At 63.3% G+C, this 14040-nt stretch carries 14 protein-coding genes and 1 pseudogene; 3 read left to right on the forward strand and 12 right to left on the reverse strand.

Annotated features, from left to right (window positions below):
- Nucleotides 1-520 precede the first annotated feature (520 nt).
- From ACYP5B_RS26630 to ACYP5B_RS26640, 3 genes are all read right to left on the reverse strand, one after another.
- Nucleotides 521-1309, reverse strand: coding sequence for an alpha/beta fold hydrolase (locus ACYP5B_RS26630; protein ID WP_459571691.1), 789 nt, complete (start codon nt 1307-1309; stop codon nt 521-523).
- A gap of 48 nt (nt 1310-1357) precedes the next feature.
- Complete coding sequence (locus tag ACYP5B_RS26635; protein WP_400102511.1) at nt 1358-2314, reverse strand: VOC family protein; 957 nt, start codon at nt 2312-2314, stop codon at nt 1358-1360.
- 153 nt (nt 2315-2467) lie between these two features.
- A complete protein-coding gene (locus ACYP5B_RS26640; protein ID WP_459571692.1) occupies nt 2468-3418 on the reverse strand; it encodes a LysR family transcriptional regulator in 951 nt (316 codons plus the stop codon).
- Between the two features lie 252 nt (nt 3419-3670).
- On the opposite strand from ACYP5B_RS26640, the gene ACYP5B_RS26645 reads away from it, so the two are divergent.
- Both ACYP5B_RS26645 and ACYP5B_RS26650 read left to right on the forward strand, forming a co-directional pair.
- Nucleotides 3671-4879: an FAD-dependent oxidoreductase gene (locus ACYP5B_RS26645; protein WP_459571694.1), complete on the forward strand. Its 1209-nt coding sequence runs from the start codon at nt 3671-3673 to the stop codon at nt 4877-4879.
- Between the two features lie 46 nt (nt 4880-4925).
- Nucleotides 4926-5207 (forward strand): annotated as a pseudogene (locus tag ACYP5B_RS26650) (maleylacetate reductase); the annotation flags it as partial.
- 257 nt (nt 5208-5464) lie between these two features.
- On the opposite strand, the gene ACYP5B_RS26655 reads toward ACYP5B_RS26650, so the two are convergent.
- The 4 genes from ACYP5B_RS26655 to ACYP5B_RS26670 form a co-directional block, all read right to left on the reverse strand.
- Complete coding sequence (locus ACYP5B_RS26655; protein WP_459571695.1) at nt 5465-6556, reverse strand: porin; 1092 nt, start codon at nt 6554-6556, stop codon at nt 5465-5467.
- 226 nt (nt 6557-6782) lie between these two features.
- Entirely contained in the window at nt 6783-7769 is a 987-nt protein-coding gene (locus ACYP5B_RS26660; RefSeq protein ID WP_459571696.1) for a tripartite tricarboxylate transporter substrate binding protein, read from the reverse strand.
- A 246-nt stretch (nt 7770-8015) separates the two neighbouring features.
- Entirely contained in the window at nt 8016-8135 is a 120-nt protein-coding gene (locus ACYP5B_RS26665) for a serine aminopeptidase domain-containing protein (protein ID WP_400102516.1), read from the reverse strand.
- A gap of 127 nt (nt 8136-8262) precedes the next feature.
- Nucleotides 8263-8547, reverse strand: a complete 285-nt coding sequence (locus tag ACYP5B_RS26670; protein WP_459571697.1) for a hypothetical protein — start codon at nt 8545-8547, stop codon at nt 8263-8265.
- Nucleotides 8548-8845: 298 nt separating this feature from the next.
- On the opposite strand from ACYP5B_RS26670, the gene ACYP5B_RS26675 reads away from it, so the two are divergent.
- Nucleotides 8846-9949, forward strand: a complete 1104-nt coding sequence (locus ACYP5B_RS26675; RefSeq protein WP_400102518.1) for a porin — start codon at nt 8846-8848, stop codon at nt 9947-9949.
- 978 nt (nt 9950-10927) lie between these two features.
- Here ACYP5B_RS26675 and ACYP5B_RS26680 read toward each other — a convergent pair.
- From ACYP5B_RS26680 to ACYP5B_RS26700, 5 genes are all read right to left on the reverse strand, one after another.
- Nucleotides 10928-11071: a hypothetical protein gene (locus tag ACYP5B_RS26680; protein ID WP_400102519.1), complete on the reverse strand. Its 144-nt coding sequence runs from the start codon at nt 11069-11071 to the stop codon at nt 10928-10930.
- Between the two features lie 36 nt (nt 11072-11107).
- Nucleotides 11108-11272, reverse strand: a complete 165-nt coding sequence (locus ACYP5B_RS26685) for a hypothetical protein (RefSeq protein WP_400102520.1) — start codon at nt 11270-11272, stop codon at nt 11108-11110.
- 831 nt (nt 11273-12103) lie between these two features.
- Nucleotides 12104-12913 carry a DNA-deoxyinosine glycosylase gene (locus tag ACYP5B_RS26690; protein ID WP_459571698.1) on the reverse strand — a complete coding sequence of 270 codons (810 nt, stop codon included), beginning with the start codon at nt 12911-12913 and terminating at the stop codon, nt 12104-12106.
- Between the two features lie 22 nt (nt 12914-12935).
- A complete protein-coding gene (locus tag ACYP5B_RS26695; protein ID WP_400103731.1) occupies nt 12936-13307 on the reverse strand; it encodes a type II toxin-antitoxin system VapC family toxin in 372 nt (123 codons plus the stop codon).
- 10 nt (nt 13308-13317) lie between these two features.
- Nucleotides 13318-13515 (reverse strand): type II toxin-antitoxin system VapB family antitoxin, encoded by a 198-nt coding sequence (locus ACYP5B_RS26700; protein WP_006159576.1) that lies wholly within the window; start codon nt 13513-13515, stop codon nt 13318-13320.
- Nucleotides 13516-14040 lie beyond the last annotated feature (525 nt).

Genomic DNA, 14040 nt, shown 5'->3' on the forward strand with positions numbered 1-14040 from the left:
GGTCGAGATACTGTAGGAAATGCGGTCATGTGCGTGTGCCCATTCAAGCTGGCATTGCACCCTGCAAGGCTAGCCGTGGCACGTGGAGATCGGCAATGAAGCCGCGTCGGGCAATTTACCAAGGGCCACGCAGTATTCCGTCCAGCGAGCCGTTAGGTCCGCGCCCAGATGGACATTCATCGCACGACTCGGTTTCTCCACAAACGCTCCAGTTTGCTCTAGTTCAAATACAACGATTTGTGCACATGGCACTGTGCGCACATTATACCGGCCACACCTCAGGCTGGCCCGGGCCTGAACTTGGTGCGCATCGCCGGCACCCGCCGCCTCGTTGTCGCCAAGTGGGGCTGCCGAGGGGGCTGGCGGGGGCGGCACCTGAGCCGCGTTGCAGCGTAGTGCCAATATTTTTCCATACTCGATCCGGATCTTCAGCCAGACGGATGCCGGGAGGGCTCCGCCTGACAGCGGGACATTGCCTGCAGATATGGATCGAGCCGCGGGCGACGGGCTTGCCGCCGAGCTAGGCTGGCCTGGCGGCGGCTTCGCCATCGCCCGGGTTGCGCAGCAGGAAGGCTTCGAGCGCAGCACTGGCGGCTGCCGGGGCTTCCAGCACCGGGTAATGACCGGCCCCCGCCAGCACCTGCAACGTCGCGTTGCGATACCACCTGAGCGTGGTGGCGCGCACGGCCTCGTCCGTATTGCTGCCGTCATGCTGGCCGACCAGCACCAGGATCGGCTTGTCCGTGCCTTCCACCTGCTGGCTGATATCGGTACGGCTCGCATCGAGCGCATAGCTGGCGAAAGCGGTGCCGTCGATGTTGTCCCAGCTGCTATCAACCACCGTCCGCGCAAAGGCGGACGAATAGCGGTGCGCAGTGCCGGCCGCCACCAGTTCTTCACGCCGTTGCCGCGACACCGCGGCCTCCTGCAGCATCCGAACGCGCTGCGGATCGCTGCTGCCACCGCACGCGTCGAGGCCGGCGATGGACACAATCGCATCCACGCGCTGCGGCAGCGCCAACGCCAGCATCTGCGCGGCCAGCGCGCCCAGCGAATGGCCGGCCACCGCGAAGCGGCTCCAGCCCAGGTAGTCCGCAAGCCGGGTGGCGTCGATCACCACCTCGCGCAGCGTCATCAGGCCGCGCTCCTTGCGCGCCTGGCCATAGCCGCGATACTCGACCGCAACATACTGGAACGCATCCAGATCAGCCCAGCGCATCAGGTCGTCGAACGCGTCGCGCGTGCCAAGCAACCCCGGGAACAGCATCACCTTGCGTGGGCCCGTGCCCACCAGCTTGAAAGACATCATGCTGCTACCTCCGCGGCCAGGGACCGCATCATCGGGAAGGACCGCGAATCAGACATGGATCGGATCCTCCTTCTGCATATGCTTGCGCAGGTCGTCGTGCGACACATTGAACTGCGGAGAGATCTTCAGTTCGGTGCCGAGCAGGGCTTCCTCCTCATCCATCTTGAAGCCGAGCGATTTGGTGGCTTCGAACATCACGCCCCCCGGCGTGCGCACGTAGACCGATTCGAAGTAGCCACGGTTCTTGCGGTCCGAGAAATCGGTAAAGCCCATGCCCTCGGTATCGAACTTCACGCGGGCCTGGGTATCGTAGTCTGCCACGTCGAAGGCGCCGTGGTGCACGATGCCCTCGGCCAGCGTCCAGGTACCCTGGCGCAGGTCCGGCTCGTAGCGCACGTCGATGCGGCGTCCCGCGCCGCCCTCGCCCGCTTCGTAACGGGTGAACTTGCCGTCTTCCAGCGTCTTGCGGAAATACCAGGCGCTCTGCATGAACGTGTCCATGTCCTCCAGCTCACGCACGGTCACGGTCCAGTTGTGGAAGCCGCGCACGGCGTATTGCTCGGGCACATACTCGGAGCGCCAGGGCCTGCGCAAATCGGTGGGATCCTCCACCACCTCGAAATCGATGCCGGCATGCACCACGCGCAGGTACTTCTCGCCGAAGCGCTCCGACTCCTGGACGATGGCAATGCCGTGCCGGCCGAAGTGCTCGCGCCAGAAATCCAGCGAGCCTGCCGGCACCGAGTAGGCGATGGCGGTGAACTGGCCGGAGCCCTTGCGTCCGCTCAACTCCGTGCGGCGCATCGGGAAGGTGGTCATCACCGTGCCGGGCGTACCGTCCGCATCGCTGAAATACAGGTGATAGATGGGAATGCGGCCATCGTAAAACAGAGTGCGCTTGATAAAGCGCTGCCCCATCACCTTGACGAAGAAATCCACGTCGCCCTGGGCCGTGCTGGTGCACAGCGTGATGTGATGCAGACCGCGAATGAGGTTGCCTTCCATATCGTCTCCTTAACTAGCTTAGGCTGTCCGCCCGGCCGCGCCGGATGCGGTGGCGCTGGCGGGCTTGGCTGGAGTATGGAAGCCGGGCCGGTGCGCGGCCATAGCCGGAAAGGAATACACCGAATGCCGATTCGGCATTCGGCATGCGCGGGGTCAGGCAGCGCAAGCTTCGTCGCCGCCCTCGCCCTGGTCGGCCAGCAGGGCGTGGATCAGGTCGCGGAACCATTTGTTGGCCGGGTCCTTGTGAAAGCGCTCATGCCAGAACTGGCGCACGACAAAGCCGGGAATCCGTACGGGCAACTCCATCACATTGGCGCCGACCAGCCGCGCCACCTCCACCCCGGCACGCCTGGACACGGTAAACAGCGCATCGGAACTGGGCAGCGTGGTCAGCACCGTGAGGAAATTGGGCAGCGTGACGACAAAGCGCTCGGCGGGAATACTCTCCAGCAGGAAGCGCTCCAGCGCCTCGTAGCCGATCGGCAGCGGCGCCACCAGTGCATGCGCGGCGTTCAGGTAAGCCTCCTCGCTCAGCACGCCCTGCGCCAACGGATGGCCGGCCCGTGCCAGGCAGACATAGTCCGACGCGTAGAGGCGGCGCTGGTAAAACGGCGAGCGCGTAATGGCGAAGCTGCCCATGGCCAGGTCCGCCTCGCCTTCTTCGAGCATCTCTTCCACGCCATGCCGCGGTGCGGCAATGGCCCGCACCCGGATGCCGGGCGCATGCTCCGCCAGGTGGCGCAGCAGCCTGGGCAGCAGGAAGGCCGCGCCGAAATCCGTGGCGACAAAGCTGAAGCTGCGGCGCGAGACGGCAGGATCGAACTGGTCGGGACTCTCGATGGCCTCCTGCATCAGCTGGATCACGCTCGCGATGCGCGGCGCCAGTTCGCGCGCGCGCGGTGTGGGCGACATCCCGGCCGTGGTGCGCACGAACAGCGGGTCGCCGAAGTACTGGCGCAACTTGCTGAGCGACTGGCTCATCAGCGGCTGGCTGAGGCCGAGGCTGTCGCCGGCCTGGGTCAGGCTGCGCTTGCGCAGTACCGCGTCGAAGACGATCAGCAGCCGCAGGTCGAGCGAGGCGGCGAAACCGGCATTCTTTGCCATGACTGGATTCCCGTGTGGACTGTGGCGCACCGCCGGCAGCGGTCGGGCGGCGGGCGCTGCAGCAAGATCCTTTGTACCCGATCCGCGCGCACCGTGTTTGCCGCGCGCATTCAACTTCCGAATGGCACCGATGCGATTCAGCGTATCGACACCCGTATGACTGGCCGGTACCTTGCGCACAGGATTCTAGCGACCTCGATAGCCGCACGGCAATCGCAAAGCGCGATGCCCATCCCATACAAGGAACCGAACATGTCATACGATGAAAGAATCGCGATCGTCGGGGCCGGCCCCGTTGGTTTGACCACCGCGCTGACGCTCGCGCGCCAGGGCGTGCCCTGCGTCGTGTTTGAGAGCGCCGATGAAATCGCCCGCGAGCAGCGCGGCGCCGCGTTTCACCCGCCTACGCTGGAGATCTTCCGCAAGCTGGGTATCGAGGCGGCCCTGACGAAGATGGGCATCCGTATTCCGGTCTGGCAGATGCGCGACCGTAGCGAGGGCGTCTATGCCGAATTCGATCTTGGCACTCTATCGACGCTAACCGACTTCCCGTTCCGCTTCCACTTGCCGCAGCACTATCTCTCCAGCCTGCTGATCGAGGTGCTACGCACGTTACCGCATGTCGAACTTCGCTTTGGCGAAAGCCTGGACTCGGTTTCCACCGACGGCGCGAGCGCTACATTGAACCTGCGCACCGCACAAGGCCCGCGCGAGGTGAAGGTGCCCTGGGTGGTGGGCGCGGACGGCGCCCGCAGCACGGTGCGCAAGAGCGGCGGCTTCGGCTTCGAGGGCTTTACCTGGCGCGAGAAGTTCCTGGTCACCAATGTCGCCATGCCGATGGAAGCGCTGGGCTACACAGGCACCGCCTATGTTTCCGACCCCGAACATTGGGCCGTGGTGCTCAAGCTGTACGACGATGCCCGCCCCGACCTCTGGCGCGTTGCCATGCCGGCAGATCCCGATGTCGACGACGCGGTGCTGTTGGCGCCGGCCAACGTACAAGCCCGTCTGCGCGAGACGCTGGGCGTGGACATGGCATTCCCGCTCGCCTACTCGGGCACCTACAGGGTGCACCAGCGCGTGGCGGACACCTTCGTCAGGGGCCGCATCCTGCTGGCAGGCGACGCGGCCCATATCAACAACCCGATCGGCGGCTTCGGCCTGAACGGCGGCGTGCACGATGCGTTCAACCTCGGCACCAAGCTGGCCGAAGTCTGGCACGGCCGCGCCGGCGCCGAACTGCTCGACCTGTACTCGCGCCAGCGCCGCACCGTTGCCGTGGAGGTGGTGCAGAAGAACAGCATCCGCAACAAGAAAGCCATGGAAGAATGCGACCCGCAAGTACGCCGCCGGAACCAGCAGGCGATGCACGCCATCTCGCTCGATCCTGACAGATCGCGCGAGTTTTTGCTCGACAGCTCGATGATTGCTTCAATCCGCCGCGCCGACGCCATCGCCTGAGGCGCGGCGCGCTACCAGCCGGCGCCGGACGCAAGCGGCGGCACGCATCACTGAGAACGGCGAGAAGAAAACCGGCCGCTCGGCGCAGGTGCTGCCGCGCAGCGTGGTCTACGATCCCGAGCTGACGCTTACCCTGCCGCCGGCGATCAGCGCCACCAGCGGCCTGAACGCCATGGCCTATTGCGTCGAAGCGATGTATGCCGCCGACGCCAATCCCGTCACCACGCTGATTGCCGAGGATGGCATTCGCGCCCTGGCCAGCGGGCTGCCCGATGTGGTGGCGCACCCGCACGACATGGCCGCGCGCAGTGCGTGCCTGTACGGCGCGTGACTGGCACGCCGGCTGCAAGTACCTCTTGCGCTGGAGCAACTGGGCGTGCGGCATGGCGACCTGGCACGCGTGGCCGACCAGGCCCTGCGAGCGCCCCCCCCAATCCGGCGCCGCTGACGCGCGATGGCATCCTGCGCTTGCTGGAAAACGCGTTCGCGGGCGTCGAGCCGCACTGAACCCGGTGCAGCTTGCGGTGCGAACGACAGCGCGCCGGTGGGATCCCGATCTCGCCGGCGCGGTCGTGCCGCATGGCATCAGAAGACGTGCTTGATACCCACCATCGCGCCGAACTGGTTCGCTCGCGGTGCCGGGTTCGCGCCGGCCTGGCCATTGCTGACCGACAAGCCGAGCTGGCCGCCGTTGTCGATAAAGCCGGCAGTGGCGTACACCGAGCTGCGTTTGGAGAAGGCATAGGTGGCCCGCGCCGCGTACAACCAGGCCTTGTTCCTGCTGTCGTGATAGCGCAGGTTGAAGACTTCAGCGTCCACACTGAAGGCCGGCGTCACTGCGTAGGACACGCCGCCATACCAGAGGTCGCTGCGCGGCGTGGGGCTGCCCCGGTTGTCGCGCCGCACCAGGCCAAGGCCAATCTTGGCGTTGCCCACCAGCGCATAGCCATTGAGCGAGAGCCGGTCGTCGCGCAGGCCGCTGCTGGTCAGCCCGGCGAACGCACCCGGCCCTCCGCGCAGCGAGTCATAGGCGGCGTTCACCGCCCAGCGCTTGGCGTCGTACTGGAGCAGCGCCGACCATTCACGGCAGGCTCGCGCGTCGGCCGGGTTCTCGCCGGCGCAGTTGGTGCCGGCCGGGCTGGGACCGGCATTGGTACCGTCGCGGCCGAAGCTGTAGGTGGCGCCCAGCGTAAAGCCGCCAAAGGTGCCCTTGTATGCAATGGCGTTATCGGCGCGGGAGTTCGCCATATAGCTGTCCAGCGAGGCTGAGCCGAAGGTGTTAGGGCCTAGCATGTCGGCTTCCAGGTTGGCCCAGAAGGTCATGGCGTACTGGCGGCCCAGCCCGATCTGGCCCCACTTGCCTGCCAGGCCGACATACGCTTGGCGGCCGAACAAGCGGCCGCCCTGGTTCGAAGCGCCATTGTCGGTGCCGAAGCCTGACTCCAGCACGAACACCGCCTTCATGCCTTGCCCGAGGTCCTCGCTGCCGCGCAGGCCCCAACGCGACGGCACGGTGCCCGTCAGGCCCGGCATGCGCGTCACACTGTCGCGCGCGGCGCCGATATGGTTAACGTACTCCACGCCTGTATCGACCACGCCGTACAGGGTGACCGCTTGCGCGGCGGCGAGGCCTGGCAACGCCATCAGGGCGGCTGCCGTGAGCCCGGTGGTTCTCATAGTTCTCCTCCAGTCTTTGCTGTTGTGGTGATGCAACTCGAACGCGAACGCGACAACGAAAGGCAGCGCGCAACCGGTCACGCGCCGTCATTGGACGGCAGAGAGCACAGGCAAACGCTGCCCCTTGGCGGCAATCCGATTTGTCGTGAATGACGGGTTAGCGGCGGGCCGGACCGCGCCAGAGGATCAGGAAGCAGGCCAGGACGTCACTGCTTGCGCGCGAGCCTCACTCCACCGAGGCTCCTGTCGAGTGTGCGATGTCCGACCACCTGGCCGTATCGCTGGCGATAAAGCGCTTGAATTCCTCGGGGCTGGTCGGCGCCAGGTCGACGTTGAGCGCTGCGAAGCGCGCCTTGACCTCGCTGGATCGCAAGGCCTTGAGCACCGCCTCGTTCAACCGGCCGATGACCTGGGGCGGTGTATTGGCCGGCGCCAGCAGGCCAAGCCAAGACGTGCTGGCGTAGCCCGGCAGGCCCGCCTGCGCGATGGTTTGCAGTTGCGGGCGAGACGGCGAAGGCCTGGCGCTGGTCAGTCCCAGCGCGGTCAGCTTGCCCGCCTTGATAAACGCGTCCGCGGCAGCCAGGTCGGCGAACATGACCTGGGCATGCCCGGCCACCACATCGTTCAATCCCTGCATGGTGCCTTTATAGGGCACGTGCTTCATGTGGATATGCGCCATCTGGTTGAAGTGCTCAGCCCCCAGGTGGTTGGAGGTGCCGGCCCCGGACGAAGCGTAGTTGACCTGGTCGGGATGGCGCCGCGCATAGGCGATCAGCTCGCCGACACTCTTCACCGGCAGGCCAGGCGATGCCACCAGCACCTGTGGCACCTCCGCCACCAGCGTGACTGGCGCGAAATCGCGCACGGGATCGTACTTGACCCGGCCCTTGGGATAGACCGCGGGCGCAATGGTGAGGGACGCCGCCGCCATCAGCAGCGTGTAGCCATCGGCATCGGCGCGCGCCACGTACTCGGAGGCAAGCATGGTGCCGGCACCCGGCCGGTTCTCCACCACCACCGCCTGGCCGAGCGAATCCTTGAGTTTTTCGGCCAGGACGCGGCTCATCACATCGGCGATCCCGCCGCTGGTGAACGGCACCACGAGCCGGATCGCATGGGTGGGAAAGCGCCCGGTATCGGGCGGGGTGCCAAGCGCCGCGCCGCACGCGAGCAGCGCGCAGGCGGACACCAGCAGCAAGGCGGGACGCTTCATAGGACATTGTCTCCATCATCGTTTTCGGCTGCGGCGTTGAACGGCGTGCCGTGCCTGTATGTGGAAGCATTAGACAATGTGCGGGGGGGCGTGCGACAGGCGCAATGGCTAATGGCCGGCATAAGCGGCTTGCATGCGGCCGTAATGACGAGCATTCGTGACTATGGCACGCCCGGGCCGCTCGACCGGTCCGCCGCATCCGCCTTCGAATCATGTCCACCAGCAAGTCATAGTCTACGGAAACGATCACCGCGGATACAGCCTCACCGCGCCCTCGAAGCCGGCAGATACCAGAGCTTCGATCACGCCGACATACCGCCCGATATGCTCACCCATACCATGCGCAATCTGGACCACGCCGCGCACGGGGCCGAGGCTATCCCCCTCGGGCGCACGCTACGCGCAATCCGTCTGGACTGGACGCAGTAAGGCTCATTGCCGAGGCACTCATGTCCTAGAGGGGGCGCTCAGGCATCGAGAACTGCAACGCATGCTATGCCTGATGGAGAAGGCCGCTTCGGCTTTGCACGATCGGGCCGGACAGAGCGTGCCGGCCTCTGAGTGGGGCAATGCTGCCACGGCGTAGCCGTGGGATGAGGCGCAATTCTTTTCCGGCCGCAATCGCCAGGTTCGGATGATCATCCACCGCAAGCCAGCACATGATCTGCTCTTCCTTTGCACTGCGCAAAGTCGTCTTCCCCTGGATGATTTTCATCACCAGGGTCGCATTGCGCTTGGCTGGCCAGCGCTTGATACCTTCGTCCATCAAGGCAGTCATGTGCCTCTTCTTCTCTTCGTCTTTTCTTCATTTCTTTAGGCTGGAATGGTATTAGTGCATCACTCACCCGGCACAAGGAGCCCAACCCAAAAAAAGCACGAATGTTCGTTACTCCAGCACGGAACGATTTTGGTTGCTTTCCGCCCTCTTGGTTGTTTCATCACAACAAAAAAAACTGTTCCCAAGTATCGTTAACCGAACGCTGGCACATAATACAAAATAGACGTGAACGGAGAGCGTCGGCCAAGCAGTCGCGATAGCCCAGAGTTTCCAATCATCAGCTAACAAGGAAAGTGCTATGAAGATGACATGGATTGCCACCGTCGCTGCACTAGCCGCTGGTGGTGCGTATGCCCAGTCGAGCGTGACTCTGTACGGGATCGTTGACGCCGGCATCGAATATCAAAACAACCAACCTGGGGGCGGCCACAGCGTGACCCGCCTGACCTCGGGCAACCTGTCGGGCAGCCGTTGGGGCCTGCGTGGCGTGGAAGATCTGGGCGGTGGCCTGAAGGGCATCTTCGTGCTTGAAAGCGGTTTCAACCTCGACACCGGCACCTCGGCCCAAGGCGGCCGTCTGTTCGGGCGTAACGCTTACGTCGGTTTGCAAAGCCAGTGGGGCGCCCTGACCCTGGGTCGTCAACAGACCCCGCTCTATGACTTCGGTTTGCAGTTCGACCCGATGGCCATCGCCACGAACTACTCGATCATCGGCCAGGACGCAGGCTTCACCAGCCGAGCTGACAACTCGGTCAAGTACGTCGGCACCTTCCACAGCCTGACTGCCAGGGCCCTGTACAGCTTCGGCTCGAACACCGGTGCCGGCTCGTTTGGTGAAGTCCCGGGCAGCCCCAAGATTGGCCAAGAGTACAGCGCTGGCCTGACCTACGCAGCCGGCCCGTTAGCCATCGGAGGTGTCTACGACGAAACCAACCTCGGCCTGGCCGCGACCGGCGCCCTGACGGGTGCCAAGATCCGTCGCGCCACCCTGGCTGGTACGTATGCCTTCGGCCCGGCCAAGGTGTACGCTGGTTATCGTTGGGCTAAGGCTCTGGACGGCGCCACGCTGCCGGGCAACCTCGGTGCCAACAACGTCTCGAACCTGTACTGGCTGGGCCTGGGCTATCAGCTAATTCCGGCACTCTCGCTGACCGGCGTTGCCTACTACCAAGACTTCCGCGGTACCAAGGCTGATCCGTGGAGCTTCGTGGCTTCGGTTGATTACATCCTATCCAAGCGCACCGATGCCTACCTGAACGTGGGTTACGCGAAGAACAAGGATGGTTCGAACCTGGGTCTGACCGCGGGCGGTTCCGGCGCGATCCAAGGCAGCGGCTTCGGCACGGTTAGCGGCTCGGAGAACCAGTTCGGCGCGGTCGTTGGCATCCGTCACAAATTCTAAACTGCCGCAAGCGCATGCCCGCTTTTCGCTTCAACTTAGTCAGGACACGTAACGCCGGCATTCGCGCGGCACCAGGGCTTTGTGCTGGTGCAGCATCACACGCTCGTCGGGACTGTCCAGACAGTATTTCGTGCGGAAAGGGGCCAGCCTTAGGAGAATCCGCCCTCAAGGCCAGCCAGTTTGACAACGCGGAGGAAGACTGGAAAAGTCCCTCTCACCGATACATCCACACCAAGTAGATGGACTATCAACTGCATTTTAAAGAAGCAAGCCACCCGAACTGGGCGCGCAGTATCTTTTCCGGATGTGCAATGGCCTGGTGACCGAAGGGGTCCATTGGCAAAGAGACGGCGCCGAGGTGGACGGTATATTCCATGGTTGAGCCAATGCGGCCGGAGGCGTCAACACATGGGATCGCCAGCGTACGAGCTTGGGCGCACTGCCAGCAGGTCCGCCCGGATTAGGCGACTTCCGTGGTGACCCTAACTATGGATTCAGCACGGTAGGGCCGAACGGCTCGCCATTTGATGACGTCGCCAATGCCATTGCCGCGGTCACCCCGGTAAGGCAACAGTAGGTAAGCAGCCGCCCATGTGGCGGCATTTTTGTCACTCGCCATCACGCCGATAACTGGAAATTGCGGAAGTCGTAGCAAACGACAACGCACCGAAAGAAGAGGAAGCACGCATGAGGCGGGAAGACCAGGTCGCAGAAGTATTCACAGATAAGTGCATGACGATTAGCGACGTCATAGCGGTTCTCGATCGCATCCGTGGTGAACATGGCGACATTGAGTGCGTCGTGCCGGGCTTTGACGGCGGCGACTTCGAGGACTCGGCACAAAGAGGGGGAAACCGGTCTCCAGCGTGATGTCGGAGCTGCCGGCGCCGGCCGACCACCCCTACCGCGTCAGCGGTTTGGTTCAACACTTTTTATCAAGAGTAATGGCGGCCTCGCCAAGCCAGTCGGCCCAGACTGTCAGGGGGCGCCGCCAGCGCCGCCGTCCGACGACTTGCAGTCGCTGCACGGCGTGGCGTGGGCCGGGGTGGCCGACAGCCACGTCAGGCCGAGCGCGCTCACCAAGGCCGCGAGCCGCGCGAACCTGCGCATCCAGTTGGTCATGGTTTGCTCCTAACCCATCCGTCCCTAGGGGTGCCGCTACCTACCGCCGCCATCCGGGGTTGGGTCGTGGGGTAGCGACGCGTGGCGGCCGCCGCCATCCTGGCTCGGGCAGGCGTGGGCAGGCGTGGCCGACAGCCACGCCAGGCCGACGGCGCTGGCTAGGGCGGCGAGCAGTGCGAAACGGCGGGCAACTTGTTTCATGGGCTTCTCCTGAGACAACAGCATGGCGGGAGCGCGGCGTCCACCGCCTGGTCGTGGCGGTGCGGGTAGGAAGGAGCGAGCGTCGGGTCGCCGCGGGCGGTGTCACCACCGAGGTTCTCTATCCCAAGCATAGTGTTTTCGTGCGCCGCATCAAGCCGTAGTTCCAGGCTCACCGCCTGGCGCTCGCTCTCGCGGGCCAAGTCGGCATTGGCCTGCTGGAGCTCAGCCAGATCGGCCGCCCGGTCGGCATTGCCTGGTCCACGGAGTCGGCGATGCGGTGCCGACGGTCTGCGAAGGACAGCACCTGCGGAAATCCCACAAGAGGAAGTCGTGACAGCACCCTGCTCCAATGGACCAACGGATAGGGAGCCCATGGATGACAACATTCACGAAGCACACGGCCAAGATGCCGGCCAGTTGGTTGGTACAGGCGGCACTATGCGAGGCGATGCACGTGGCCTGGCCGCACGGCTTGGAGTTACCGTGCCAATTGGTGAAGCACTGGGTCAACTAGGGGAAGACGACAGTCACCAGCTGGCGCGAGCGAGCCTAGCGACGGCCGCCTGCCACAGTGCACGCATTTGTGGCGCTGCGCGGGAACCCGCATGCATGCTAGGGGTGCCTATCCCGGTAAATTGCAGTGAAATCAAAGGGACCTCAAAGTACCATGACCCCAAGTTGAAGGACGGAGGTTGCCGGCCCAGGATCGGAAGCCATGCGCGCATTGTAGGTGGCTCATTAGCCTCTAGGTAGCGAACATCGTCGTCATCCCCGATTTAGCGCGGTCTCCTTTCCCGGTTCCGTTTTCTTGTTCCTCGTGAACCTCTTTTCCTAGATGTGGAGCATTGAAAGCACGGCCGCCAGAGTGCCACCAATCGCGCCAACCCCATACGAAGCCACCTGCAGCCATCGGCGCCGTGTGAGCAGCGTAATTGCCGCCAGTGCAATTGAAACCTGAACTGCAACCACGGCCTGCGCCCAGCGATGGTGATGGTGCACGGCCTTCTCACTTGCCTCGTCCGCGTCCTTGGCCGCTCGCTCTTGCGCCTCCGCCTTTTGCCGAATTTGTTCCTTCTCTGCCCCGTAGCGCAACGCTTCCCGTTTGGCGCTGACTTGATCCACTCCGGGCAGCTGTGCAGTCAGTTCTGCAATGGCCTGTTTCTCCGCCGGCGACTTAACGTGCCGGCCGGGAGTCCAGCTTGTCGACGGAAGAACGATACATCTAAGCTCTTCCATTGGTACCCCAGGCTGGGAAGCAACATGGCGCCCGAACAACGTCCGCGCCATTGTCCCGTTGAATCCAACGGCCCTCAATTGCGGAAATTGCCCAAACAGACCCGCAAAATCGCTCGCGATCTCATTCTTGATCGCTGAGTCCAAGCTCCCTTTTCGATCCGCGCTGCGCAGCACATCCCAGACCGCGATACCGTGACGCAGAAGGAAGGCGACTCGATCTTCATATTCGTCCTGGACTTCCTCCGAGTAGACCTTCCCCAGAATCTGCCACAACTGATTGGCGCCATGCGCGTAGTAACGCTGAAGCCGGAGTGATTCGTCTCCGGGGATGGTGCCAAGAATCAGGTGCGTGCAATTCGCATCGACTATCGGGGCAAGCCCTTCCGTTGGCGTTGCGATCTCCACGTTGTCATCGCTTTTCTGTTATCTAGTGCGCGAGGACCGCCCCGAGATTGAGTTCATCGGCAACTTTCTTCAATCGCTTGTCGCGCGTCCAGATAGTGATGCCTGGTTGTAGACGCGCGGACGCCAACAGTGACGTGTCGACATATCCAATTCCACGATTGAACAAACCTTCGCGCTCGATCAAATAGAACGTCTCCTCCGGCGTTGCAACTGGCGCGCGCGGCAGATCAAGCAACGCGCCAAGCACGACATCACGGTCACGCAGACTACCGAGCGAAATCTCGCCTATCACATATGGATGAGCCAGTACACGCCCCTCGGCTAGCAGGCTAATCAGCATAGGATCAGAAGCGTTGATGTGGTCAATCCAGACCGACGTGTCGACAAGAATCATTCGACGTCCTTCATTCGACGTCCTGCCGGCGACGCGGTGCCCCCTTGATGCCCGGTTGGCTACCGCCAAGATTCGCGAGTCGTTTCGCGGCTTCACGCTGGATCAAGGCCTTTAGCGCTTCGCGCACGAGTGCCGTTTTCTCCTCCAGCCCCGTATAGGCTTGGGCCTTGGCGATCAAGTCGTCATCAAGCGCAATTGTCGTACGCATGGGAACCTCCGTCAGGACAGGCACCGATTATAGCATCGTTTGATGCTTATAATAGTGCATTTTGTCGTCTCGAATGACCGTCTTGATCTCGGCGCCCCGCTCTCCGATATATGGGCCCAGCTTGTCGCGTAATAGCAAACACTCGGTGTTGTTGTGTTGGTTTACGCCCGCCAGATCCAGGACGGCGCGCGCTTGGTTTTGACGCCATTTTTCGCACTCGAAGGAAATCTCTCCCAAGCCCCGCCTAGGTTTGCGGGCGATTCGCGATGACACGGCCCGCCTTGGCACACTCCATGCGTTTGTACCTCCCGAGCGCAGAAACAATGCTCAAACCAACCGAACCCAAGTCCCAATCTCTCCCAAGGAGAACTGCCATGACTACCACCCTCACCATCAAGGACCTGTCCGTCACCGAAGAACTCGACGCCGGCGCCATGCGCGCCGTGCGCGGCGGCTTCGTGCCCTTCCTGCCCGTGTTCAGCGCGGTCAAGATCGACTCGACCTTCAACGCCTCGCAGCTGATCG

This window comes from Cupriavidus sp. 8B, from assembly GCF_054589115.1.

Excerpts from the sequence above, each read along its gene's own strand:
- ACYP5B_RS26660 (WP_459571696.1), bottom strand. The coding sequence starts at position 7,769 with ATGAAGCGTCCCGCCTTGCTGCTGGTGTCCGCCTGCGCGCTGCTCGCG.
- ACYP5B_RS26645 (WP_459571694.1), top strand. The coding sequence starts at position 3,671 with ATGTCATACGATGAAAGAATCGCGATCGTCGGGGCCGGCCCCGTTGGT.
- ACYP5B_RS26695 (WP_400103731.1), bottom strand. The coding sequence starts at position 13,307 with ATGATTCTTGTCGACACGTCGGTCTGGATTGACCACATCAACGCTTCT.
- ACYP5B_RS26680 (WP_400102519.1), bottom strand. The coding sequence starts at position 11,071 with ATGACCAACTGGATGCGCAGGTTCGCGCGGCTCGCGGCCTTGGTGAGC.
- ACYP5B_RS26640 (WP_459571692.1), bottom strand. The coding sequence starts at position 3,418 with ATGGCAAAGAATGCCGGTTTCGCCGCCTCGCTCGACCTGCGGCTGCTG.
- ACYP5B_RS26675 (WP_400102518.1), top strand. The coding sequence starts at position 8,846 with ATGAAGATGACATGGATTGCCACCGTCGCTGCACTAGCCGCTGGTGGT.
- ACYP5B_RS26700 (WP_006159576.1), bottom strand. The coding sequence starts at position 13,515 with ATGCGTACGACAATTGCGCTTGATGACGACTTGATCGCCAAGGCCCAA.
- ACYP5B_RS26630 (WP_459571691.1), bottom strand. The coding sequence starts at position 1,309 with ATGATGTCTTTCAAGCTGGTGGGCACGGGCCCACGCAAGGTGATGCTG.
- ACYP5B_RS26670 (WP_459571697.1), bottom strand. The coding sequence starts at position 8,547 with ATGACTGCCTTGATGGACGAAGGTATCAAGCGCTGGCCAGCCAAGCGC.
- ACYP5B_RS26635 (WP_400102511.1), bottom strand. The coding sequence starts at position 2,314 with ATGGAAGGCAACCTCATTCGCGGTCTGCATCACATCACGCTGTGCACC.
- ACYP5B_RS26655 (WP_459571695.1), bottom strand. The coding sequence starts at position 6,556 with ATGAGAACCACCGGGCTCACGGCAGCCGCCCTGATGGCGTTGCCAGGC.
- ACYP5B_RS26685 (WP_400102520.1), bottom strand. The coding sequence starts at position 11,272 with ATGAAACAAGTTGCCCGCCGTTTCGCACTGCTCGCCGCCCTAGCCAGC.